The sequence below is a fragment of the Pantoea rwandensis genome (assembly GCF_002095475.1).
GTDB lineage: Bacteria > Pseudomonadota > Gammaproteobacteria > Enterobacterales > Enterobacteriaceae > Pantoea > Pantoea rwandensis.
In genome coordinates, this window is record NZ_MLFR01000021.1 from 66520 (window position 1) to 89686 (window position 23167).

Annotated in this window: 20 protein-coding genes and 1 pseudogene; 16 read left to right on the top strand and 5 right to left on the bottom strand. The window is 55.8% G+C overall.

All coding sequences use genetic code 11. The annotated features are described in order from the left end of the window. Positions 1 to 13: 13 nt before the first annotated feature. The 3 genes from HA51_RS18315 to idi all read left to right on the top strand — a co-directional run bounded on the left by HA51_RS18315 (position 14) and on the right by idi (position 4028). Positions 14 to 1126 carry a suppressor of fused domain protein gene (locus HA51_RS18315; RefSeq protein WP_084936025.1) on the top strand — a complete coding sequence of 371 codons (1113 nt, stop codon included), beginning with the start codon at positions 14 to 16 and terminating at the stop codon, positions 1124 to 1126. A 256-nt stretch (positions 1127 to 1382) separates the two neighbouring features. Then, positions 1383 to 3278, top strand: coding sequence for a methyl-accepting chemotaxis protein (locus HA51_RS18320; protein ID WP_084936026.1), 1896 nt, complete (start codon positions 1383 to 1385; stop codon positions 3276 to 3278). A 216-nt stretch (positions 3279 to 3494) separates the two neighbouring features. Beyond that, entirely contained in the window at positions 3495 to 4028 is a 534-nt protein-coding gene (idi, locus tag HA51_RS18325; RefSeq protein WP_084936027.1) for an isopentenyl-diphosphate Delta-isomerase, read from the top strand. A 414-nt stretch (positions 4029 to 4442) separates the two neighbouring features. On the opposite strand, the pseudogene HA51_RS18335 reads toward idi, so the two are convergent. Then, positions 4443 to 5907: pseudogene (locus HA51_RS18335) on the bottom strand (MFS transporter). 217 nt (positions 5908 to 6124) lie between these two features. Between HA51_RS18335 and osmF the strand changes: the two are divergent. From osmF to HA51_RS18355, 4 genes are read left to right on the top strand one after another with little or no spacing between them, the layout of a single operon-like run. Then, positions 6125 to 7033: a glycine betaine ABC transporter substrate-binding protein OsmF gene (osmF, locus tag HA51_RS18340; protein ID WP_084936028.1), complete on the top strand. Its 909-nt coding sequence runs from the start codon at positions 6125 to 6127 to the stop codon at positions 7031 to 7033. 3 nt (positions 7034 to 7036) lie between these two features. Beyond that, on the top strand, positions 7037 to 8203 hold the full coding sequence (locus HA51_RS18345) for an ABC transporter permease (RefSeq protein ID WP_084936029.1): 1167 nt from the start codon (positions 7037 to 7039) through the stop codon (positions 8201 to 8203). Then, on the top strand, positions 8196 to 9131 hold the full coding sequence (locus HA51_RS18350) for an ABC transporter ATP-binding protein (protein ID WP_084936030.1): 936 nt from the start codon (positions 8196 to 8198) through the stop codon (positions 9129 to 9131). The genes HA51_RS18345 and HA51_RS18350 overlap by 8 nt, the downstream gene beginning before the upstream one ends. Beyond that, the gene (locus HA51_RS18355; RefSeq protein ID WP_084936031.1) at positions 9131 to 9862 is read left to right on the top strand and encodes an ABC transporter permease; all 732 of its coding nucleotides are present in this window, start codon (positions 9131 to 9133) and stop codon (positions 9860 to 9862) included. The genes HA51_RS18350 and HA51_RS18355 overlap by 1 nt, the downstream gene beginning before the upstream one ends. A gap of 171 nt (positions 9863 to 10033) precedes the next feature. On the opposite strand, the gene HA51_RS18360 is transcribed toward HA51_RS18355, so the two are convergent. After that, entirely contained in the window at positions 10034 to 10768 is a 735-nt protein-coding gene (locus HA51_RS18360) for a MerR family transcriptional regulator (protein ID WP_084936058.1), read from the bottom strand. Positions 10769 to 10919: 151 nt separating this feature from the next. Between HA51_RS18360 and HA51_RS18365 the strand changes: the two genes are divergently transcribed. Together HA51_RS18365 and HA51_RS18370 are read left to right on the top strand one after the other, a co-directional pair. Further along, the gene (locus tag HA51_RS18365; protein WP_084936032.1) at positions 10920 to 11483 is read left to right on the top strand and encodes a helix-turn-helix domain-containing protein; all 564 of its coding nucleotides are present in this window, start codon (positions 10920 to 10922) and stop codon (positions 11481 to 11483) included. Continuing rightward, a complete protein-coding gene (locus HA51_RS18370) occupies positions 11480 to 11998 on the top strand; it encodes a GNAT family N-acetyltransferase (protein WP_084936033.1) in 519 nt (172 codons plus the stop codon). Before HA51_RS18365 ends, HA51_RS18370 begins: the two co-directional genes overlap by 4 nt. A 30-nt stretch (positions 11999 to 12028) precedes the next feature. On the opposite strand, the gene HA51_RS18375 is transcribed toward HA51_RS18370, so the two are convergent. Next, complete coding sequence (locus HA51_RS18375; protein ID WP_084936034.1) at positions 12029 to 13000, bottom strand: LysR family transcriptional regulator; 972 nt, start codon at positions 12998 to 13000, stop codon at positions 12029 to 12031. Positions 13001 to 13157: 157 nt separating this feature from the next. Between HA51_RS18375 and argH the strand changes: the two genes are divergently transcribed. The 7 genes from argH to HA51_RS18410 are packed head-to-tail and all read left to right on the top strand — an operon-like array spanning position 13158 to position 20176. Beyond that, positions 13158 to 14585: an argininosuccinate lyase gene (gene argH / locus HA51_RS18380; protein ID WP_084936035.1), complete on the top strand. Its 1428-nt coding sequence runs from the start codon at positions 13158 to 13160 to the stop codon at positions 14583 to 14585. A gap of 10 nt (positions 14586 to 14595) precedes the next feature. Further along, positions 14596 to 15474 (top strand): amino acid ABC transporter permease, encoded by an 879-nt coding sequence (locus HA51_RS18385; RefSeq protein ID WP_084936036.1) that lies wholly within the window; start codon positions 14596 to 14598, stop codon positions 15472 to 15474. Between the two features lie 13 nt (positions 15475 to 15487). After that, a complete protein-coding gene (locus HA51_RS18390; RefSeq protein WP_084936037.1) occupies positions 15488 to 16252 on the top strand; it encodes an amino acid ABC transporter ATP-binding protein in 765 nt (254 codons plus the stop codon). Positions 16253 to 16271: 19 nt separating this feature from the next. Next, entirely contained in the window at positions 16272 to 17093 is an 822-nt protein-coding gene (locus HA51_RS18395; RefSeq protein WP_084936059.1) for an ABC transporter substrate-binding protein, read from the top strand. Between the two features lie 12 nt (positions 17094 to 17105). Next, on the top strand, positions 17106 to 17951 hold the full coding sequence (locus HA51_RS18400; protein ID WP_084936038.1) for a polysaccharide deacetylase family protein: 846 nt from the start codon (positions 17106 to 17108) through the stop codon (positions 17949 to 17951). After that, positions 17944 to 18831 (top strand): polysaccharide deacetylase family protein, encoded by an 888-nt coding sequence (locus tag HA51_RS18405; RefSeq protein ID WP_084936039.1) that lies wholly within the window; start codon positions 17944 to 17946, stop codon positions 18829 to 18831. Before HA51_RS18400 ends, HA51_RS18405 begins: the two co-directional genes overlap by 8 nt. Continuing rightward, positions 18815 to 20176, top strand: coding sequence for an MmgE/PrpD family protein (locus HA51_RS18410; RefSeq protein ID WP_084936040.1), 1362 nt, complete (start codon positions 18815 to 18817; stop codon positions 20174 to 20176). The genes HA51_RS18405 and HA51_RS18410 overlap by 17 nt, the downstream gene beginning before the upstream one ends. An 875-nt stretch (positions 20177 to 21051) precedes the next feature. Here HA51_RS18410 and HA51_RS18420 read toward each other — a convergent pair. Both HA51_RS18420 and speB read right to left on the bottom strand, forming a co-directional pair. Further along, positions 21052 to 22137 (bottom strand): iron-containing alcohol dehydrogenase family protein, encoded by a 1086-nt coding sequence (locus tag HA51_RS18420; RefSeq protein WP_084936042.1) that lies wholly within the window; start codon positions 22135 to 22137, stop codon positions 21052 to 21054. Beyond that, positions 22134 to 23093: an agmatinase gene (speB, locus tag HA51_RS18425; protein WP_084936043.1), complete on the bottom strand. Its 960-nt coding sequence runs from the start codon at positions 23091 to 23093 to the stop codon at positions 22134 to 22136. Before speB ends, HA51_RS18420 begins: the two co-directional genes overlap by 4 nt. Between the last annotated feature and the right edge of the window lie 74 nt (positions 23094 to 23167).

The window sequence follows — 23167 nt, forward strand, 5'->3', positions numbered from 1 at the left end:
TTGTCGAGGCGTTATGACACACCAACCTCTGATTGCTGAGGTGCCGAATCAGCAAAATACACTTACTGCGATCGTTGAACAGGACGCGCGTACCGCCTATTTCTACATCTGGCCAAACGACCTGTTCCGCAGTCAGTATGCCGTGCGCGGCTGTTGGCTGCGCAACTTACTGCCGGCACCGGCACGCGAAGATCGTGAAGCGATGGAGCAGGGCATTGCGCCGCTGTTGAGTGCGGAGTATTGCCGTACGCTGGAAGCTGAGCCGATGCTCGATCCCGCCGGTTTGCAAATTCTCTGGGAGCCGAGTGATGACGGTGCAGCGCTGTGGTATTACGGTCAGCTGCTGGCGGTGATCCCCGGCTGGAGTTTGTATCAGGACAAGCAGGTGAGTTTCTCTGCGGGTTGTATTAAAGAGAATCGCCTTACTGCGCCGCTAGGCTCGGCCTCGACCAACGATTACTACGCACGAGCTGAGCAACAGCGCCACTTTTGGCGAGACTGGCATGATGGCCACCTGTGGGATGTGGTCCAGCGCGAACTGATGCAGTGCTATCAGGCTCAGTTTGGTGAATCGGTGAAGTATTACGCCATCGATCAAGGTAATTGGCCACCGATGGCCATCTCCCAGCACTGGCACCAAGGCGTGTGGTATTTTCTGACGCTCGGCATGGGGATTCGCCCGATGCCACAGGTGGATTATCTGTTCGATGAGCTTGCTCCTCAGTATCGCCGTGTTGAATTAGCAATGGCAGTAGATGGTGAGGTGATGACTGAAGCCAATGCGGTTCAGATGGCCAGCGCGCTGGCCGAGTTCGCGCATCTACCTTGGGCGCGCCTGACGTGGATAGGTGAAGGGCACACGCTGGCCTCTGAAGTGGCACCGGTCGGTTTTGAGAGCTTCCTGCTGGCGAATGGGCTGGCACCAGAAGTGGCGCAATTCCGTTTGCCGAAGCGCGATGGCGACAGGCCGAATCTACTGTGGGCAACACCGATCACCGAAGCGGAACGCCAGTTTGCACAGTCAGATGAACGCGGTGGCCAGCAACTCTTGCAGCGTTTGCAGGCAGAAGGGAACGATCATGTCTTCCGACCACGCCAGGAAGTGGTGGACCCTCCCTCTGCCTAATGAAGATGATTTCACCGGGGAGTGACGCAATTTATTGCGCACTTTTCAGCGAAATTTCTGTGCCAAACAGGCGCGATAACCCGCGCCCTTACAGGATTCAACGGCGTTTTTGGACATAAGCGCACCGTTAATAACCCAGCTAATGATCACTTAAATCAACTATTTGCATTTTTGTGATCAGGCTCACCTCAAGTTCCCCGATAACACGCCGTTAACCTCGATCAGGCAACTCGCCAACCAGGGTAAGGGCACATCGATGTTAAAAACTACACAATCTCGTTTTACCGCGACCTTAGTCGCCTTTTTCGTGGTCCTGATGCTGGTGACCGTGGTGGTGATTAATCAGTTTATTGCACCGCAACTGAGCCAAAATGAAAGCCGCCTGGTACGTTATGAAGTGGACGGGCTGGCGGGACGTATTGTTGAACAGATGAACCGGGTACAAGCCCAGCAGCGAGCCATCACGGAGGCCGCGGGCGTGATGGACAGCGCCGCGATCGATACGCTTTTGCCTGCTCTGGTAAACCAATACCAGGACAGCAACGTGTTTGGTGGCGGTATTTGGCCGTTGCCCAACCGTCGCGATCCGGCAAAAGAAAAAGACAGTTCATTCTTCGCACGCAATGCCAGCAATCAGTTGCAGGTCAACACTTACTGGAACTCGGATGCGGCGGATAAATACTGGGAACAGCCGTGGTACAAAGACGGCATGGCAGCAGCGAAGGGGCAGTGTGCCTGGGCGAAAGCCTATCAGGATGCAGCCAGTCCACAACCGCGAACCAACTGTGCCATGGCGATTTACCGTGACGGCACAGTATGGGGCGTGGCAACCATCGACGTGACGCTTGGCTTCTTTAATCAGTTGGCGAAACAGATGGGTGATGCGATTCAAGGCCGCGTATTGATCGTTGAAGCTGATGGCAAAGTAGTAGGCAATGCCGCGCTGCTGGAGGGCACGCCGAAGTTGGAAAATCTGTCTGATACCCAACTGCCAATGGCTACCGCATTGAAAGGTCTGTTGACACAAGCGGGCAGCCAGCCGACACAAACCACCTTCAAAGGCGAAGATGGCGAACACACGCTGTTCCTGCAGGCCATTGCGGGAAGCCCGTGGTATCTCGCCAGTGATGTGCCTTCCAGCTTGTTGGATGCGCAAACCCACAGCATGCTGACGCGTCTGGGCTTGGTACAGATCCCTCTGGCGGTGATTCTGCTGTTGGTATTGCTGGGCTTTGTGCGTGCCATGATGAAGCGTTTAAGCTCGTTGAATCGCAACATCGAAGCCCTGTCGACCGGTGGTGCGGATTTAACGCAGCGTCTGCCTGCCAGCAACAGCCCGGAATTTAACGCTGTGGCGCAGAGCTTCAACCAGTTTATCGAGTATTTACAGGGGTTGATGCGTCAGGTGGGCGACAGTGCGCTGGCGATCACTGCGGCGTCGCGTGAAATTGCGAGCGGCAATGCTGACCTATCAGCACGTACTGAGTCTCAGGCCAGTTCGATTGTTGAGACGGCGGCTTCCATGGAAGAGCTGACGGGCACCGTTCGTCAGAACGCGGACAATGCGACACATGCAAATCAGCTGGCAGATGGTGCATCACAAGTGGCGGCGCGCGGCACCGATGTGGTACGTCAGGTGGTGAGCACCATGGGCGCGATTAATCACTCATCACGCAAAGTGGTGGATATCATCAGCGTGATTGACAGCATTGCCTTCCAGACCAATATTCTGGCACTTAACGCTGCGGTTGAAGCTGCACGTGCGGGCGAGCAGGGGCGAGGATTTGCGGTGGTGGCGTCTGAAGTGCGTAATCTGGCGCAGCGCTCGGCCAACTCAGCACGTGAGATCAAGAAGCTGATTGAAGAGTCTGTCGCCAACATCGATACCGGTAGCCAACTGGTTGAGCAGGCTGGGCAAACCATGGATGAGCTGATGCAAGGTGTGAGCAGTGTGACCACATTGATGAGCGAAATTATGTCTGCCAGCCGTGAACAAAGCATGGGCATCGAGCAGGTTAACGTCGCGATCACCCAGTTGGATGGCAGCACGCAACAGAATGCCGCGCTGGTGGAGCAGGTCTCCGCTGCAGCCCGTGCCATGGAAGAACAAAGCGTGCAGCTGGAGTTGGTGGTGCAGAGCTTTAAGCTGTAATCATGGCGGTGTCGACGCTAATTCAGAGTCACTAACGCGACAAACTGCCTGGCGTGCATTGATGCACACCAGGCAAACCTTGTCACAGATTCCCCCCTTTGACTTAGGGCTGCTAAGATTATCTTCATCGTACCAGCGCACGGAATGTGCGCTTTTTTCTCCGCCGCGCTACGCTCGATTGTGTACAATGGCTGAGAATTATCCGAAGGAGTTGTCATGCCCGCCATTGAAGTTATTCTCGTTGACCACCTCGATCGTCCCACCGGCAAGATGGAAAAGCTGGAAGTACATGAGAAAGGATTGCTGCATCGTGCGGTGACGGTTTACGTGTTCAATTCGCGTCATGAATTGCTGCTGCAACGCCGCGCTAACGGTAAATATCACTGTGGCGGCTTGTGGAGCAACACCTGTTGTGGTCATCCCTATCCGCAAGAATCGACGCGTGATGCCGCTGAACGCCGTCTGCGTGAGGAGATGGGCATGCAACTGGCCCTGACGCCGGTGTTTGAACTGAGCTACAACCTGCCATTGAGCAACGGATTAACGGAACACGAGTATGGTCACGTGTTCTTTGCCATCAGCGATGCAGAGCCAAAACTGAATCCTGAAGAGGCCGATGCCTGGTGCTATCGCTCGATTGAGCAGATTCAGCAGGAGATGCAGGACCAACCTGAGCAATTTACCCCTTGGTTCCTGCATACCTTCCCGCGCATTCCCCACACGCTCGGTGATTTCCGCCTGACGGCATAATAAATGGCCCATAGTTGGGACCATGTTTGCCAGTTCAACATGTTGTGATAACGCAGTCTGGTGCCGCTCTGGGGCTGGCTGTCCTCGCGCCGCTGACGCGGTACCTTCACTTCACTCGTCAGCCTGACGGACCGGCGCAGACGGGACTTTCCCTGTCCCGGCTGCACCTTTCGCCAGCATCCATGCTGGCTCTCCTGGCTTCCTCATTCCGTTCAGCGCTGCGAAATGCCAACCCCAGAGCGGCACCAGCCTGCTTGCTAACATCTGTTTACGCTGTTGGAAAGGGCGCGATGGCCCGCACCAACATGCCCACCCGCGCATAATAAAAAAGGCCGCCATTTCAAGAAAATGACAGCCTCATCAGAACAGGGCCTTAACTAACAACCACTACCCCATGATTAGGGCGTTGTGATCTCAATTGAAGTCTTCTGCATCCACGTCGTAGCCCGATGCTCCCAGCGGATCGCCAACAGCGCCAGTAATCCAATCAGCGGTGCGAGGAAGATCACCCAGAATACGCCGGTGCCGAAGGCTGCCACCAGCAACGGGAAGACAAACAGTGACACCGTGGAGCTGCCACGCATCAGCGTCTGGTTAAAGCCCACGCCGACGCCGCGCAGCGAAGCGGGGTAGCTTAACGACGCAAAGGTCATGGTGTGAGAGCCAGGACCAAACCCCTGACCAAACAGGAACAGCGCCAGCATCGCGATCGCCACGGCGGCTTGTTCGCCACCTTCAGGACGACCAATCAGTGCCAGCCCGAGCAGTGCCACGCACTGGCAAGTGTAACCCGTTACCGACATCTTCCATGCCCCAAGGCGCGGCACCAGACGCACGGCGAGCAATCCCCCGACAAAGGCGAAGAGCAGGTTCAACGCCAGCGACACCAAAATGGTGGTCAGCATGGATTGCGCGAAGAAACTGGAGATAATCACGGGCAAGCCAAACGCGACGGCGTTATAGGCAAAGGAGGAGGCGATGGAGGTGACGGTCGCTAAAATAGTGCGACGACGATAGACACCCTGCAGCAACGCGCCATAGTTGCGCCAGCTGGCCTTGCGAACCGGTTTGGTTTGCGTCAGATCGGCATCATCTGCCACTTGTGCATTGATGTTGTAAGAGCGCTGCAGAATCTCCGCCGCGCCTTGTAGATTGCCCTGATTCGCCGCCCATACCGGAGACTCGCTCATATAACGACTGCGGATGGCAATAATCAGAAGCGCAGGCACGGCGCCAAAACCAAGAATCAAGCGCCACAGCCAATCAGTGTGACTCTCCGGCAGCACGGCGTACAACAGCAACACCAGCAGATAGGAAATACTGATCGCCGCGTACCAGGTGGGGCACCACATCGCCACGCTGGCCGCTTTATTCCCTTGCCCGCGTAATTTGGAAAACTCAGCAAGAAACGCCATCGCCACTGGAAGGTCGATGCCCACACCCAGCCCCATCACAAAACGCGCGCCACCCAACACATATTCGTTGGGGGCAAAGGCGCAGGCCAGTGCGGCAACCACGAAGAAGAACATATCGGCCATAAACACGCGATAACGGCCAATTTTATCGGTGAGATAACCGCCAATCAGCGCACCGACGATAGCGCCAAAGGTGATGGCTGATGCCACCATCCTGTACCGGTCGGGGTGAGATTAAACTCACGAGTGACGTCTTTGATACCAAAGGCCAGTGCGCCCAAATCATAGGCATCGAGAAACACACCGCCCAAGGCGATGGCGACCACGATGCGTGCATTGCTACGCGATTCGTTACTGTGGTTGACGAGATTCGACACGTCAGCCGCGCTGCGAATCCATTTGGTTTCGCCGGTTGGCGTATTCCCTGTCAGCGCAACGTGCGCCGGAGATGCTAAGTCTGACATGATGTTGTGTATTTTATTGTAAAGAGTGGGCCTATGAGAATAATCCTCAGTTAACGCTTTAAAAATTCCATTTGGTTATAAGTCCTGCGTAATGGTTATAAACAATGCGCAATGCATAGCAGAAAAAGCTCGAAGTTCAGCCCTTGACCATCCCCATCTGGTTTCGCCAGGCTACGCTTGATAGTCACAGAGCGAAACATAAGCAGAGGAAAGCGACATGATTAAGCAGGGTTTATTGGGGATGATCGCATTAGCGATGAGCGTGAGTGCGGCCAATGCTGCCGATCCGGTGAAGGTAGGTTCAAAGATCGATACGGAAGGTTCGCTGCTGGGCAATATCATCCTGCAGGTGCTGGATAAACACGGCGTGAAAACCGTTAATAAAATCCAGCTCGGCACCACGCAGGTTGTACGTGGAGCAATTACCGCAGGCGAGTTGGACATTTATCCAGAGTACACCGGCAACGGTGCGTTCTTCTTTAACGATGAGAAGGATGCGGCATGGAAAAATGCGCAACAGGGCTATGAAAAAGTGAAAAAGCTCGATGCGGATAAAAACCATTTGGTATGGCTAACGCCTGCACCGGCCAACAACACCTGGACCATCGCCGTACGAGGCGATGTGGCGCAGAAAAATAATCTTAACTCCCTCGACGATCTCAGTGCTTATCTGAAAAAAGGCGGCGCCTTTAAGCTTGCCGCGTCAGCGGAGTTCATCGAACGGAGTGATGCTTTGCCGGCCTTTGAAAAAGCCTATAACTTCAAGCTGGATCAAGCGCAGTTGCTGTCGCTGGCAGGTGGTGACACTGCTGTAACCATCAAGGCTGCGGCGCAACAAACCTCGGGCGTCAATGCGGCGATGGCGTATGGCACTGATGGTCCGGTAGCCGCGCTAGGCCTGCAAACGTTGACCGATCCTAAAGGTGTCCAGCCGATCTATGCACCCACTCCGGTGGTGCGTGAAAGCGTGTTAAAGCAGTACCCTGATATCGGCAACTGGTTACAGCCAGTATTCAGCAAGCTGGATGAGAAGACCTTACAGCAGCTCAATGCGCAGATCGCCGTGGATGGGCAAGATGCCAGCCAGGTCGCGAAGCAGTGGTTACAGCAGAATAAGTTGCTGTAAGCGGTGATATCTCGGTTTCTACAACCGCGTCAGCAGCCGGTGTTGCTGACGCTGACGCTGCTTATCACGCTGGCCTTGTTTGCAATGCCGTTACTCAGCTTCGCCGCGAATCGGCTGGTCTCCGGTCAACCATTGATGCTTTGGCAGGTGGCGCAATCCTGGTTATTGCTGCTACCCCTGCTGGTATTGTGGCTGAGACTGTGGTGGCAACCTAGCCGACGCAATGCATTTGTGGCTCTGCTGGCGACGGAGGTGCTATTCGCGCTGTTAGTCGCCCTCGGCGGCCATACGGCCAGCGCATTGGCGAACGGCGGCAGCACGCTGGCACGCACGGCTTTTGGCAGCGGGTTATGGTGTGCCGCAGCGCTGGCATTATTGCTGGCAGCGGAGGCGATTCGCCAGCTCACCAATAACACGTCCTGGCGCATCTTGCTGAATCTGCAAATCTGGCTTGTGCCGCTCATGTTGTTACTTAGCGGTTACCTCGACCAACTCTCCCTGCTGAAGGAGTATGCCAACCGTAGGGCGGTGTTTGATGCCGCTTTCAGCCAGCATCTGTTGCTGTTGGGCGGCACCTTGTTACCCACGCTGCTGATGGGATTGCCATTGGGTATCGCCATAGCGCGACGGCCCCGCTGGCAAAGTGCAGCGTTTAACGTGCTTAACCTGATTCAGACCGTGCCCTCGGTGGCGCTGTTTGGTCTATTGATTGCGCCCTTGGCGGGCTTGGCCGCCGCGTTCCCGCTGCTGGCAAGCTGGGGAATTAGCGGTATCGGCCTGGCACCCGCGCTGATTGCCCTGGTGCTTTATGCGTTGTTACCGCTGGTGCGCAGCGTGGTGGCTGGGCTGCAACAGGTGCCGCAAGAGGTGCGGGAAACCGCTAAAGGTATGGGGATGAGCGCACTGCAACAGTTCTGGCATGCCGAGCTGCCGCTGGCGTTACCGGTATGGCTATCTGGCTTACGTGTCGTCGTGGTGCAAACCATTGGGTTGGCGGTAGTGGCGGCGCTGATTGGCGCGGGGGGATTTGGCGCGATTCTGTTTCAGGGATTGTTGAGCAGTGCACTGGATTTGGTGCTGCTTGGCGTGATTCCGGTGGTGGCATTGGCGGTGATTTTTGATGCCGCATTACGCTTACTTTCGGCACTGCTGGAGAGAGCACATGATTGAGTTTCACCAGGTAAGTAAAGTGTTCGCGGGGAAGGAGGCAGTACGTAATCTGACACTGCATATTGAGAAGGGCAGCTTTACGGTACTGATTGGTACCTCCGGATCAGGCAAATCCACCACGCTGAAGATGATCAATCGTTTGGTCGAGCATGACAGCGGGGAGATCCGCTTTGCCGGGGAGGCGATCGAACGTATGGATGCCCGTGCATTGCGACGACGCATTGGCTATGCCATCCAGTCGATTGGCTTGTTTCCGCACTGGAACGTGGCGAAAAACATTGCCACCGTACCTGCGCTACTGGGTTGGCCGAAGGCAAAAATCAATCAGCGCGTCGAAGAACTGCTCGCACTGTTAAATCTGGACACTCAGCTGGCGTCGCGTTTTCCACACCAGCTCTCTGGCGGACAGCAGCAGCGTGTCGGCGTGGCGCGTGCGCTGGCGGCCGATCCGGAACTGTTATTAATGGATGAGCCCTTTGGCGCACTTGACCCAGTGAACCGCCAAGCGCTACAGCAAGAGATGTTGCGCATTCAGAAGCTGTCAGGACGGACGGTGGTGCTGGTCACGCATGATATCGATGAAGCCTTAACCTTGGCCGACCAGTTGGTGCTGATGGACGGCGGTGAAATTGTTCAGCAGGGCCGTCCTGTCGAACTCCTAACGCAGCCCGCTAACGCATTCGCCCGCGAATTTTTTGGACGCAGTGAGTTAGGTGTCCGCTTATTGGCGTTGGGGCGTGCAGGCAGTGCAGCAAGGCGAGGGGAGTGGCTTGAGGGGGAACCCATTGCGGCTACTTTGACCTTGCGTGAAGCATTGTCGCAGTTTATTGCCCGGCGCACGGATAAGCTGCCGGTGGTTGATCAGCAACATCAGCCGTTAGGGGTCCTGCATTTCAGCGATCTGCTGCGCCAGCGGGAGACGAACTGATGCGCTTACTGCGCGATCCACTCTCCTGGCTGTTGCTGGCATTTCTGCTGTTGCTGTGGGGATTACCGCACAGTGGCCCGCTGTTTGCCCACTGGTTTCCGCAGCTGGAACGTCCTCTGTACCAGCAGGAGAGCTTCTGGAAGTTAGCCTTGGCGCACCTCACCCTGGTGCTCAGTGGCAGTACCTTGGCGGTGGTGGTTGGCATAGGCTGCGCGGTATTTGCGACGCGTCGGGCAGGGCGAGCCTTTCGCCCCTTGCTGGAGACGCTGGCGGCCGCGGGGCAAACTTTCCCACCTGTCGCGGTGTTAGCGATTGCGGTTCCGGTCATGGGCTTTGGCGCAGCACCGGCGGTCATGGCGCTGTTTCTTTACGGTCTGCTGCCGATTTTACAGGGCACGCTAGCCGGTTTAGACAGCGTACCGGATAGCAACCGCGAGATTGCTATTGGATTGGGCATGGGAGCATGGCAGCGTTTGTGGCAGATTGAGTTGGCGCTGGCCGCACCGGTGATCATGGCGGGAGTGCGCACTTCAGTGATGATCAATATCGGCACCGCAACCATCGCTTCCACCGTGGGGGCAGAGAGCCTGGGCTCACCGGTGATTATCGGACTGAGCGGCTTTAACACCGCCTACGTCATCCAGGGGGCGCTACTGGTGGCACTGCTGGCGTTAATCTGCGATCGCGTGTTGGAGCGCGTGCAGAGAAAACTCAGTGGCTGGGAAGGATAAGACTGTAACCCACTAACATCATGCCGCCCATGCCACCAATGGCCATCACGGCAAACAGCGTGCCGATGAAAATTTTATTCCAGTTCATATCGGAAACCTGAGAAAAGTCATGGAGTGCGGCATGATAACGCGCACACCCGGCCAGGCAAAGGCCGTGTGTGCGATTTTTCACTAGGAAGGGTCGTGAATATGGACGGCAAATCCCTGCGCCTGCCAGTGTTCGAACTGCTCAAGCTGGCGGCGGGTGGGCTTTTTACCGGTCCAGATAAACAGATTCTGGCCTGGGAACAGCTCGGGACGTGGCATATCCAACGGCTCTGCTAACACATCCATGCGCCAGCCCTGCTGTGATAAACGCCAGGCTTCCAACCAGATGCGGGTGCGGTCTTCTGCCCCCCAGCCAATCATCAGAGCATCCTTACCGGCTTTTTTACGTCCAGAGGCCAGGCAAAATGCGACGTAATCAATCAGCGCACCATCCAGCAAACTGCACATAGTGCGTGCGGTGTTTTGATCTAAGCCGAGGCGTTGACGCACCGGAACAAAGACGTGATCAATCAACGCATCCACCGGATGTTCGCGTCCGATCGTGGCGATTTTTGTTCGGAGTTTTGCCGGACGAACATGACGCAGAACGCTCATTAACTCTTCCTGAAGCGCCCCCCAACCGTCATGCACATTGATCGTTTCGCCTTCCAGTAGGGCTTTTACCTTACCGACAGGCACACCACTCTCAATCCAGCGTTTAATCTCTTCAATACGCTGAACATCTTCATCATCGAATTGGCGGTGTCCGCCTTCGGTGCGCTGGGGTTTTAACAGACCGTAACGGCGCTGCCAGGCGCGAAGTGTTACCGGGTTGATTCCACAGCGCTCGGCAACATCGCCGATACTGTATAAGGCCATAGCATCCTCAAAAATTCTGACCTGCATAACAACACCTTAACCGTCACGCTTTGGTTGTACAATGATTTTTTTTCTGTACAACTTGACGGGGTGCACGATTTTTGGTCACATCTCATATATGAGATTTAATTCCCGTAAATGAGAGGTGACGATGACAGCTTCAAATTCCGATGATCGATTGGCTGCCCGGTTGGCTGAGTTACGCGTGCAACGCGGCTGGTCACTAGACGAGCTGGCGATGGCGACAGGCATCAGCCGGGCATCATTGTCGCGCATTGAGCGTGCAGAGACTAGCCCCACAGCCGCTTTGCTTAATCGGCTGTGTGTGGCCTATGGATTGACCATGTCGCGCCTGTTAAGCGAAGTGGAAGAGGAGGCGGCGCTGTTGTTAAAAGTCGCTGATCAAACAGTGTGGCATGACGATGCCAGCGGTTATCAACGCCGCAGCGTGTCACCCCCTGCGAGTCATTTTAAGGCAGAAGTGGTGGAAGGGGTATTGCGACCCGGCGCTCGTATTGAGTATGACGCGCCGCCGGTACAGGGTCTGGAGCAGCATATCTGGCTGCAATCCGGCGAGTTGACCTTCGCTATGGACGATCAGCGCTGGACGCTTCAGGCGGGCGATTGCCTGCGTTTTCATCTCACCGGTAAATCCTCTTTTACTGCCCACGCGGAAGGCGGGGCGCGTTACATCTTGGTGGTGTGTAAACCATGATTGAGATCGAACAATTATCCGCGACCCAAGCGCAGCCGTTACTGGCGGCGCTGACCGATGTGTTACAGGGCTGCGTGGCGGACGGCGCCAGCGTGGGTTTTATCGATGCGGCAGACCGTGAGGCAATAGAACGCTTCTGGCAGGACAAAATTTATAGCCTGGCAAGCGGCGACAATCAGCTGCTGGTGGCCTGGCAACAGGGCGTGATTGTGGCAACGGTGATGGTGGGCTACAGCGCCATGCCAAACGGGCGTCATCGCGCCGAGATCAGCAAATTATTGGTGCACCCAGGGGCGAGACGTCAGGGGATCGCACGACGTTTGATGCAGCAGGCTGAACAGCTGGCTGTAGAGCGGGGTAAAACGCTGCTGGTATTGGATACGCGCAGTGGCGACGTCGCGACCGATCTCTATCTTTCGATGGACTGGCAGGTTGCGGGTTCAATCCCCGATTATGCAGAGTCCACGGCAGGGGTGCTGGATGCCACCACCGTAATGTATAAAGGGTTGAAGTAAACGCGCCAGCCCACAGTGGCTTGCACCAACTCAGTGCGCGCCTTCGGCATCACTGAGCCCTAACGCCTGCATAAACAATCGAATAATGGGATTAATTTTCCGACCTTTTTTGATTATCAGGCAAAACGGATTTTCACGTCGCACGGTTTCATCACCTAACTCGCAGAGCTGGCCACGTGCAATAAAGGGCGCGGCGTAATGTTCGGGCAAATAACCGATAAAATGACCGGTTAAAATCAGCATGGCGACAGATTCAACCTGCACGGCTTGCGCGCCGCTGTCTTGCAGCGGAATGATGCGGCGATCGTCACGCGGCGTGACATATAAATGATTTATAATCTTCTGCTCACGTAATATTTCCACTGATACTTTTTTATCACAAGATCCAGAATATAAATGATGTGACATAGAGCAATATAATTTCGAATATTCTTTATAAAGCGGGAAGTAATCAAAATCACTTTTCATTTCATAAACTGGCGCAATCCCACAATGAAAACGACCTTCGCTGACGCCACGTTCAATATCATCTAATTGCGCGGTTTGTAATCGGATTTGCACTTTTGGCGCATTCTGGTGCAACTGCTGCACCGCGGCGGTGACGGGGGATTGGGGATCGGAAATGGTGTTATCCACCACGCAGATGGCGATATCACCGAGCAGTTCATTGCGGCTGTTGTGCAAGCGTTCACGGAACAAATTCAGCGATACGAACAGCTCCAGCGTGGCCTGATAGACATTGATACCGTATTGCGTCAGCTCAAAGCCTTCACGCCCACGACTGCATAACGTCATACCTAGCCGGATCTCCAGATCGGAAACCTGTTTGCTGATTGCCGCCAAGCCAATATTCAATTCGTGGCTGGCGGCCGTTAATCCACCGGCTTCTACCACGCATTTAAATACTCGAAGCAATTTTAAATCGATATTACTCAGTGCCAGAACCGCATTGTCGCCGCGATTATTTGCATTGTTTCCAGACTGGGAAACTTTACTTTCCATCTTTGCTATTCAACTCCGGAATAATTGCGGTGAAAGTACAGTGAACCTGAAATATGACGTATTTACCAGCGTGGTAATAAAATAAGTTTTTATTATCACTTCTGAGCTAACCATATCTTTTTCATATTGCTGACGATTATCTGTAAGGAGAAATAGCATGTCTGATAATGCCGAACTGTTATGGGGCGCGCGTTTTAAAGCGGCACCGGCGGCCAGTTTAACCGCACTGTCACGTAGCCCGGATTATTACTTTGCATTGGCTCCTTACGATTTAGCGGGCTGCCGGGCACATGCGCGTGAACTGGCGCGTGGCGACCTGCTTAGCGCTGATGAGCTTGCGACCATGCTCGCGGCGATCGAGGCGCTGGATGCGGATTACCGCGCGGGAAAACTGTATCCGATTGCGGCCGATGAGGATGTGCACACCTTTATCGAGCGTGCGCTGACAGAACGTTTAGGTCCATTGGGCGGCAAACTGCGCGCTGGACGTTCGCGTAACGACCAGACCGTTAACGACCTGCGACTTTACCTGCGCGATAACGGCCGCAAGGTGGTTGCCGCCTTGCTGACATTGCAGCAATCATTGGTGGAACAGGCGGCTCAGCATACCGAAAGCGTGGCGCCGGGTTTCACTCACTTGCAGCAAGCACAGCCGATTGTCTTTGGTCATCAGCTGTTGGCGCATGCCCAGTCGTTTGCCCGAGATATCGAACGGATGCAGGACTGGGATCGCCGCAGTGCGCGTTGTCCACTCGGTGCCGCAGCAATGGCGGGATCGGCGATTGCGCGCCAGCCGGAAAAAGCGGCTGAAGACCTGGCATATCTCGCGCCGTGCGAGAACTCCATTGATGCCGTCGCCAGCCGCGATTACGCCGCAGAGTTCCTGTTCGTTACCAGCATGATCGGCATCAACCTGTCGCGCCTGTGTGAAGAGGTGTGCATGTGGGCCTCGCGCCAGTTCCGCTGGGTGGAGCTGCATGACAGTTACGCCACCGGCAGCTCAATCATGCCGCAGAAGAAAAACCCAGATATCGCCGAACTGACACGTGGTCGCTCTGGCCGCCTGGTGGGCAACCTGATGGCGCTGCTGACCACCATGAAAGCCATGCCACTCTCCTATAACCGCGATCTCAGCGACGACAAACGCAACGTCATCGACGCTGTCGACACCCTGCTGCTGGTGCTGCCAGCGATGGCGGGCATGATGTCCACGCTGAAATTCAACAAGGATGTGATGCGTGAACAGGCGCCCGATGGATTTACGTTGGCAACCGAAGTGGCCGACTGGCTGGCGATGCGCGGCGTGCCTTTCCGTGAAGCCCATGAAATTACCGGCCAACTGGTGCAACTCTGCGAGCGCGAAAACTGTGGATTGTCAGATCTCAGCGATGCGCAATTGCAGGCGGTCGATATACGTTTGACGCCAGAGGTGCGCAGTGCGCTGACGCTGGAAGCCGCACTGGCGGCTCGCAGTGGTTATGGCGGGACTGCACCGGAACGAGTGCGTGAACAGTTGGCTCGTTTGCAAACGCTGATGCAGGACCAGCAGCGCTGGACTGAAGATTACGCTGGCCCGCGTGCCTGAGGAGACGATTATGTCGCAATCGACCCCGGTTGAACCCAGCATCAACAACAGCCGTGAGCAGACACACTACGATCTGGATCGTTATCAGGTGGTGCCACGTCGTTATTACGGACGCATCACCGCATCGGCAGTGATCCTGATTCTGCTGGCACTGCTGGTGAATGCGTTCGCGCATGGCAACATTGAGTGGTCATTCGTCGGCCAGTTCTTTACCGCGCAAGCCATCCTCAATGGCGTGGTGAATACCCTGATCATGTCAGTACTGGCGATGGGGCTGGGCATCCTGTTCGGTGTGGTCACTGCCATTATGTACATGTCGCCGAACCCGGTGTTGCATTACATCGCCGTGGGCTATGCCTGGATCTTCCGTGGCACGCCGTTGATTCTGCAATTGCTACTGTGGTTCAACCTTGCGCTGGTGTTCCCTACCATCGCCATCCCCGGCCTGTTCAGCGTGCAAACTGTCACCATCATGACGCCATTCCTGGCGGCGTTGCTTGGCCTGAGCATCAACCAGGGGGCTTATACCTCGGAAGTGGTGCGCGCCGGTTTGTTATCAGTGGATACCGGTCAATATGAAGCGGCAAAAGCCATTGGCATGCCGCGTCTGCAAGCGCTGCAACGCATCATTCTGCCGCAGGCGATGCGCGTGATTTTGCCGCCCGTGGGTAACGAATTCATCAGCATGATCAAAACCACCAGCCTGGCGAGCATGATCCAGTACTCCGAACTGCTCTACAACACGCAAACCATCTACTTCGCCAACGCGCGCGTGATGGAGCTGCTGTTCGTGGCGGGCATCTGGTACCTGATCATCGTGACCGTGCTGTCGTTTGGTCAAAGTCGCCTTGAGCGCTTCTTCTCACGCGGTCACCGCCAGCGTCAGTAATTGGGAGAGAGAGATGAGAAACATCGTGCGCGCCGTCAAGGTGAACAAATATTTTGACCAGTTCCATGCGCTCAAGGATGTCAGCCTTGAGGTGAATTACGGCGAGGTAATGTGCATCCTCGGTCCCTCCGGTTCGGGCAAAAGTACCTTCCTGCGCTGCATCAACCAACTGGAGAAGATCGATCAGGGTGGCATCTGGGTCGACAACGAATTAGCGGGCTATCGCATAGCTGGCAACAAACTGCATGCGTTGAGCGATAAGCAGATTGCACGTCAGCGGTTGCAAACCGGCATGGTGTTCCAGCGCTTTAACCTGTTCCCGCATAAAACCGCGCTGGAGAACATTATCGAAGGACCTTGCCGGGTACTGCTGCGTCCCAAGCGTGAAGCCAGTGAAGAGGCAATGGCGCTGCTGGATCGGGTGGGACTGGCGCACAAAGCGCATGACTATCCGCAGTCGTTGTCTGGCGGGCAACAGCAGCGTGTGGCGATTGCCCGTGCGCTGGCGATGAAACCCAAACTGATGTTGTTCGACGAACCGACGTCGGCGCTGGATCCAGAGATGGTTGGTGAAGTGCTGGCGGTGATGCGGCAGTTGGCAAAGGAGGGCACCACCATGCTGGTGGTGACCCACGAAATGGGCTTTGCCCGTGAGGTGGCTAACCAGGTGGTGTTTATGGACGAGGGACGCATTATCGAGCAGGGCGCACCAGAAGACATTCTGTTGAACCCGCAAAATCCACGGATGAAAAACTTTATTAACGCGATTCTTCTTTAACGTGACCGGGGTGAAAAACATGAAAAAACTGTTATTGAGTGCCATCAGTGCCGCGCTGTTACTGCAATCTTCGGCTTGGGCGGATATTGCCGTACCCGCCGCGATCAAAGAGAAAGGGCTGACGGTGGCCATCATGCCGAACTACCCGCCGATGGATTTTAAAGATCCCGCGACGAACCAGCTGACAGGCGTGGATTACGATCTCGGTCAGGCGATTGGTGAAAAACTGGGTGTGAAGATCAACTGGCAGGAGATCGCCTTTGAGCAGATGGTCAACGCGGTGGTGACCAAACGCGTCGATCTGGTGATGTCCGGTATGACCGACACCAAAGAGCGCCAGAAAGTGGTCAACTTTATCGACTACTTCAAAACCGGTCCGCAGTTCTACACCTTGAGTTCACACAGTGAGATCAATAGTGCGATGGATCTGTGCGGCAAGAAAGTCGGCACCAGCCGTCGCACCACCTTCCCACAAGAGATTGCCAACTGGTCAAAAGCACACTGCGAAGCTGCCGGTAAACCTGCGATTGTCGTGGTCGGCGCAGAAGGGACTGCGGATGCACGTACCCAATTGCGCCAGGGACGACTGGATGGCGCGGTGCAGGGGAGTGAAACGCTGCCGTACATCATGAACCTGGAAAAAGGCACCTTTAAGCCGCTGGATAAAGCCTTCTCCTTCCAATACACCGGCATGGCGATGGGCAAAGACGCCACTGAGTTGACGACGGCGGTGCAGGCAGCGATTGATGCCATGATTGCCGATGGCAGCTACCAAAAGATCCTCAGCAAGTGGGGCTTGACCGACAACGGCATCACCAAAGCGCAGATCAATCAGGGCTAAAGGAGCAAGCAGATGCAACAACCGGGCGCAGTACGCTGGCCGCAGGGTAAACGCGGCTGTATGGCGCTGGCGTTTGACCTTGACGGTCCCACCGGCGATGCCATGTTGAATGGCAGCCTGTGGTCAACGCCAGAGTATTTTACCTTTGGGGCTTATGGCCCGCACCGTGCGCTCGGCCGATTGCTCGACCTGCTGCGCGCTTTCCAGATTCCCGCCACGTTTTTTGTGCCAGCATGGGTGGTGGAGCAGTGGCCGCAGCAGTGTCAGGCGATTATCGAACAGGGCCACGAAGTGGCCTATCACGGCTACCGTCATGAATCCTTCTGGGCGATCTCACCGGCAGAACAACGTGCGGTGATGGCGAAATCGGCCGAGATCTTTAAACAGCATCTGGGTATTACCGCCTGTGGATTCCGCACGCCGTCAGGTGACTGGCATGCAGAAACACCGCAAATTTTGCGTGAGGCTGGCGTGATTTACTCCAGCAGCATGCGCGGTGACGATCGTCCCTACGCAATGCCAGTAGCAGGTCATACTCCGTTGGTCGAGATCCCCGGCAAGTGGGAAATGGATGACTACGCCTCGCTGGCTTACACCCGCCAGCCTGACTTCCCTAAAGGGGGCGATCGTATCGCCAGTTATGCGCAGACGCGCGATAACTGGCAGCGAGAGTTTGACGGTGCAATGGATGAGGGCTTGTGCCTCACCACGCTGTTTCATCCGAAAATTTCTGGCCAGCCGGGACGTATCCTGCTGCTGGAGCAGTTGTTTGAACATATGACGGCGCGTGACGACGTGTGGTTTGCCCGTTGTGATGCAGTTGCGCAGTGGTTTTTGCAGGAGCAACAGTATGACTGAATCTTCCCGCTGGCCGCTGGGCTTCCAGTCAGCCGCACTCCTCACCATTGATTTCAACGATATTCACGGCATTTTGACCCAGGCACCCGCCGTGGCCGGACGGGATAAAACCTTGTCCGTCTGGCGATACGGCACGCTGCGGGGTGTCGATCGTTTACTGGCGCTGCTGGCAGAAAAACAGCTGAAAGCCAGCTGGTGCATCCCGGCGATTGTCGCTGAGGAACAACCCGAACTGATTGCCCGCATCGTTGGCGAGGGGCATGAAATCGCCTGCAGCGGCGATCGCCATGAAGATTTCTCGGTGCTCTCACTGGATCAGCAGATAGCCAGCGTTACGCGCGGCTGCGACAAGCTGGCGCAGTTGACCGGCCAGCCCATTCAGGGATTCCGCACACCCGCAGGACAGTGGAAACCCGGTCTGGCAGCAGCGCTGGTGGAAAAAGGGATTCGCTGGTCATCCAGTTGGCGTGGCGACGATTTACCGTACTTTCATCCGGGCACCCGCTTAGTCGAACTGCCCATGCATTATACGCTGGAAGACGAACCCTACTTTGCCTTCAACCTCAGCCCTGCGATTCCGCCGGGGCAATCGCGCATTGCGCCATACGCAGAGACGTTGGCGAACATGACGCAGGACTTCCAAGGGTTCCACCGTTTTGGCCTGTGTTATCTGTTGCGCCTGCATCCGGAAATCATCGGCACCGCCGGGCGCATTGGATTGCTGCGCGAACTGATCGAGACGTTACAACAGCACAACGTATGGATCGCCACCGGGGAACAGATTGCCGCACATTGGCAATCACAGCCGGACAATGATTTCTCCCATCCAGCCGAAGTCTTTACTCGCATTATTGGAGGTGCGCATGGCCTCAACGCTTGAGCAACTGGCGGCGTTCATTGCTGATACCGATTTTGAACAGTTGCCACCGTCGCTGGTGGAGCAGGCGAAGCGTCATTTGCTGGATACGCTCGGGGCTTCACTGGCGGGCAGCGACAGCCCAATCTGGCGCGAATGTCTGGCATTGGTGCTCGCAGAAGGGGGACATCAGCAGGCGCAGGTTTGGGGCAGTTCACGGCAAGTCAATCCGCGCCAGGCTGCGTGGCTCAATGGCGTGGCCGCACATATGTATGAACTGGATGATACCGGCGGCTGCGATCACTCCGGCGCGGTGGTCATTCCCGCCATACTGGCGGCACTGCCTTTGGCGACACAGCCGGTTGACGGTCAGGCATTGCTGGTGGCGATGGTGATCGGTTATGACGTTGGACGCCGGGTGCTGGAAGCCTGCGGTGGCTACTCTGCCCACAATGGTGCAGGCTGGCACTCCACCGCCAGCTGTGGCGTATTTGGTGCAGCGGCGGCTGTGTGTTCACTGTTACAACTGGATCGCGCCCAGTGCGCCTCAGCATTGGGCATTGCAGCCAGCTTTAGCGGCGGTTTATGGGGCTTCATTCATGACGGCTCACACACCAAAAAGCTGCATGCGGCGCGTGCGGCAGAAAGCGGCGTGCAGGCAGCCTTGCTGGCGCAGCGCGGTATCAACGGACCATCAGCGGTATTTGAAGCGAAGTGGGGCGGATTCCTGCAAACCCTTGCGCCAGAGACACAGCAGCCGGATGCCTTGACCGCCGATCTCGGCACGGTTTGGAAATTAGCGCGCTGTTCTATCAAACCCTATGCCGCCTGTCGTGGCACCCATTCGGCAATCGATGCGCTCGGCATCTTGCTAACGCAGCATCAGGTTACCGTTAACAATATCGAACGCATTGTGGTGGGGCTGAATCCGTTCCTACTGGAAATGTGCGGTGGACGAGAGTTGCAGAGCCTGGCAAGTGCGCAGATGAGCCTGCCGTATGCATTGGCGGCGCGTGCGTTGTATGGCTCAGCGGAACTGGCAAGTTACGATGATGCGAAACGACTGCATTCGCAGGTGGATGCCTTGATGGCGCGAATTGTGTTGGTGATTGATGAGCAACAGGGCCGCGACGACGAGCCGTGGGTGCGGATTGAAACCCAGCAGGGCGATCACTGGCAGCAGCATGTCGCTATACCATCGGGGGCGCCGGCTAATCCGCTGAGCCTTGAAGCGCTGCTGGCTAAATACCGTAGTTTAGCGGGGCGCGTGTTGCCGCTGGAGCAGGTTGAACAGCTGGAGGCGATTTGTATGGAGTTGGATGACGTCGCGGATGTACGGGAAGTTGTGGCGCTGCTGGCTCGTGTATAGGGTTTGGGTGCTAATTTTTCACCTGAATTTGTAGAAAAAACTGAGGCTGCTGATGCATTTGCATGCTCGCAGATTAATTCACGGCTGATGTTGTTGTTCGCAGGTAATGATGATGTTCACAGGTGTTAACGCAGGCTGGGAACGCGTTGGCGCTGGCGTCCTCGCGCCGCTGACGCGGTGCCCTCACATCGTTCGTCTGCCTGACCGGCATGGCCGTCAAGAAAGTAACGTACGACCTCTAACTTGAACTGAAAAGAATATTTTGGCTCCATGATTTATCCCCATTATGTCGGTTTAAAGTCCAACATTTTGGGTTCAGTTCAGGATGGCACATCCCTGTGCCGACCCGCCTTTCGCCCGCATCCCTGCGGGCTATCCTGGCAAACTTACTCTGCTCGGCGCTGCGGATTGCCTGCGCCAAAGCGTACCCAGCCCGCTGATTAACCATCGTGCCTGCTGTTGAAAAGGACTGTTTGTAAAGGCCATGGCGTATGTTGATCCCAATATCCCAGTCTGCTGATGAGCTGAAGTGAATGCTGTTGAAAGGGGCACAATGTTTGAAGTAATGCTTGTCACTAAAGTGTGTGGCATTACGTCAGACATGGCGCATTTGCAAGGTTCAGCGCACTGTTTTGGGCGCCATAAATGGCGCATCTGCAAGATTCAGCGCACTGTTTTGGGCGCCATAAATGACGCCCCTACGATGTTCAGCGCGGTTTTTGTAGGGTGCGCATTCATGCGTACCGGGTTGAATATTCACTCATTGGCTTAAGTGAGCGGCATTACGCAATGTTTGAGGCCGTAGCACCTCTGATGCTGCAAGGGCTATTCGCAGCGCTGAGGCCCGCACTCAGTACCTCGCACTCACCCCAGATTTAAACCCGCTCTGCCAACCCTTCAATCCGCTGCATCGCCGCCAGCAGACGGTCTTCGGTCACCGCCACCGACATATTCTCCATATCCGGTGCATGCACCGACTCACGCACAATCAGTGTCAACTCGGCATTATCCAACTCGGCAATCTCACGCAGCGTTAATGGCACACCGCAGTCACGCGCCAGACGCATCTCATCCAGCACCTCTTCATCGCTACGATCTTCCAGCGCCAGCAAGCACAGATTACCGAAACCCACCAACAGGCCATGACCAAACTCACGCGTCTTATCGCAGAAGGTAAATCCTTCATAAATCGCATGTGAAGCCGCTGCGTGGGCACCGTTGCTCATCAACGAGGTTAATCCAGCCCAGGTAAAGATCGCATCCAGCACCTGATCCAGTGAGGTGCTGCTCTCACCACGCAACACGGCGGCATAAGCGGCTGGGCCGTGCTCGGCAATCACGTCATAACAAATCTGGCTGTGAGCCAGTGAAGACAAGGCATTGCCTTCACGCGCCGGATGACGCGTACTGACCGCGCGGAATTCGTACCATTTGGCCAAGGTGTCACCCAGCCCGGCGGCAAGCCAGCGGGCTGGGGCTTTAGCCAGCAGCTCGCTGTCGATGATTACCGCTGCAGGAGCTTGCGGCAGCGGGAAAATGTCAAAAAAGTTGCCGTTGTCATCGTAGCGAATACTCAATGGCGTCACCGCCGAACAGGTGGCGGCGATAGTGGGAATCGTCACAAACGGCAAACCCAACTGGGCACCGACCGCTTTTACTGTATCCAGCGATTTGCCGCCGCCGACACCAATGATCACTTCAGCTTGCAGTTCAGTAGCGATGGCCGCCAGACGGTTGATTTGATTGATCGAGGTTTCGCCGCCAAACCACTCCTGTGCCAGCAGCGTGACATTGGCTGCCAGCAGCTGTGCACGCACTTGTGCTTCCACGACTTGCAGCGCCTGGTGCCCGCCGATCAGTAAGGCGCGTTTGCCCAGTCCTGCGCAAATTTCGCCAAGCTGGTTGATTACGCCCGCACCGCGCAACACGCGCGCTGGAAACACTAAATTCTGTTGTGTCATTGCTTGTTCTCTGAGTAACGGACGCCGGGCAACACGCACAGCATCTCATAAAGGATATTGGCCGCCAGTTGCGAAGTCATGCCGCTGATATCATAGGGCGGCGATACTTCGACCAGGTCACCGCCGATCAAATTAAGTCCGCGACAGCCGCGCACGATCTCCAACCCTTGCATTGAGGTCAATCCGCCCACTTCTGGCGTACCGGTACCGGGTGCCCAGGCAGGATCGAAACTGTCGATGTCATAGCTGAGATAAACCGGGCCAGTACCCATGCGGGCGCGTACCTCGGCCATCAGCGGTGCCATGGAGCGATACCAGCACTTTTCGGCAGGCACCAAATGGAAGCCCTGATCGACACCCCATTGAAAATCACCCGCCGCATAGCCTTGTGCTCGCTGACCAATCTGTACCACGCGCTGGCAATCGAGCAGGCCTTCTTCCACCGCACGGCGGAATGTGGTGCCGTGGGCAATCTTTTCACCAAACATTTCTTCATTGGTATCGGTGTGCGCATCAATGTGGATCAAGCCCACCGGCCCATGTTTTTTCGCCAGGGCGCGCAAAATCGGCAGTGTCAGGGTGTGATCGCCACCGAGCGTTAACGGGATAATCGGCCAATTGTTCAGCTCGGTATAATAGTTTTCGATGATATCGACCGACTTCAGCAGGCTGTAGGTGTTGATCGGCACATCGCCGAGATCACCCACGCGTAGCGAATCAAAAGGGGCTGCGCCCGTTGCCATGTTGTACGGACGAATCATCACCGAATCGGCGCGAATCGCGCGTGGACCATATCGCGTACCGCTGCGTTGTGATGTTCCGATATCCAGCGGAATGCCAACGAAGGCGACATCAAGACCGGCGGGTGATTCGGCCGCCGGCAAACGCATCATGGTGCCGCGTCCGGCGAAGCGTGGCATGTCATTGCCGCCCTGCGGCTGAGGAAAATCGGTCATCATGAACTCCTTCGGCTAAGTGAGTCCCATCATGGCTTGATGGGGGCACGGGAAAAATCCTTGACAGCAAATAA

Bases quoted from the DNA above. Each gene is read 5' to 3' on its own strand.
- HA51_RS18355 (WP_084936031.1), top strand. From the start codon at position 9,131: ATGCGCTTACTGCGCGATCCACTCTCCTGGCTGTTGCTGGCATTTCTG.
- HA51_RS18375 (WP_084936034.1), bottom strand. From the start codon at position 13,000: ATGGAAAGTAAAGTTTCCCAGTCTGGAAACAATGCAAATAATCGCGGC.
- HA51_RS18320 (WP_084936026.1), top strand. From the start codon at position 1,383: ATGTTAAAAACTACACAATCTCGTTTTACCGCGACCTTAGTCGCCTTT.
- osmF (WP_084936028.1), top strand. From the start codon at position 6,125: ATGATTAAGCAGGGTTTATTGGGGATGATCGCATTAGCGATGAGCGTG.
- HA51_RS18365 (WP_084936032.1), top strand. From the start codon at position 10,920: ATGACAGCTTCAAATTCCGATGATCGATTGGCTGCCCGGTTGGCTGAG.
- HA51_RS18410 (WP_084936040.1), top strand. From the start codon at position 18,815: ATGGCCTCAACGCTTGAGCAACTGGCGGCGTTCATTGCTGATACCGAT.
- idi (WP_084936027.1), top strand. From the start codon at position 3,495: ATGCCCGCCATTGAAGTTATTCTCGTTGACCACCTCGATCGTCCCACC.
- speB (WP_084936043.1), bottom strand. From the start codon at position 23,093: ATGACCGATTTTCCTCAGCCGCAGGGCGGCAATGACATGCCACGCTTC.
- HA51_RS18390 (WP_084936037.1), top strand. From the start codon at position 15,488: ATGAGAAACATCGTGCGCGCCGTCAAGGTGAACAAATATTTTGACCAG.
- HA51_RS18385 (WP_084936036.1), top strand. From the start codon at position 14,596: ATGTCGCAATCGACCCCGGTTGAACCCAGCATCAACAACAGCCGTGAG.
- HA51_RS18420 (WP_084936042.1), bottom strand. From the start codon at position 22,137: ATGACACAACAGAATTTAGTGTTTCCAGCGCGCGTGTTGCGCGGTGCG.
- HA51_RS18350 (WP_084936030.1), top strand. From the start codon at position 8,196: ATGATTGAGTTTCACCAGGTAAGTAAAGTGTTCGCGGGGAAGGAGGCA.
- HA51_RS18400 (WP_084936038.1), top strand. From the start codon at position 17,106: ATGCAACAACCGGGCGCAGTACGCTGGCCGCAGGGTAAACGCGGCTGT.
- HA51_RS18395 (WP_084936059.1), top strand. From the start codon at position 16,272: ATGAAAAAACTGTTATTGAGTGCCATCAGTGCCGCGCTGTTACTGCAA.
- HA51_RS18405 (WP_084936039.1), top strand. From the start codon at position 17,944: ATGACTGAATCTTCCCGCTGGCCGCTGGGCTTCCAGTCAGCCGCACTC.
- HA51_RS18315 (WP_084936025.1), top strand. From the start codon at position 14: ATGACACACCAACCTCTGATTGCTGAGGTGCCGAATCAGCAAAATACA.
- HA51_RS18360 (WP_084936058.1), bottom strand. From the start codon at position 10,768: ATGGCCTTATACAGTATCGGCGATGTTGCCGAGCGCTGTGGAATCAAC.
- argH (WP_084936035.1), top strand. From the start codon at position 13,158: ATGTCTGATAATGCCGAACTGTTATGGGGCGCGCGTTTTAAAGCGGCA.
- HA51_RS18370 (WP_084936033.1), top strand. From the start codon at position 11,480: ATGATTGAGATCGAACAATTATCCGCGACCCAAGCGCAGCCGTTACTG.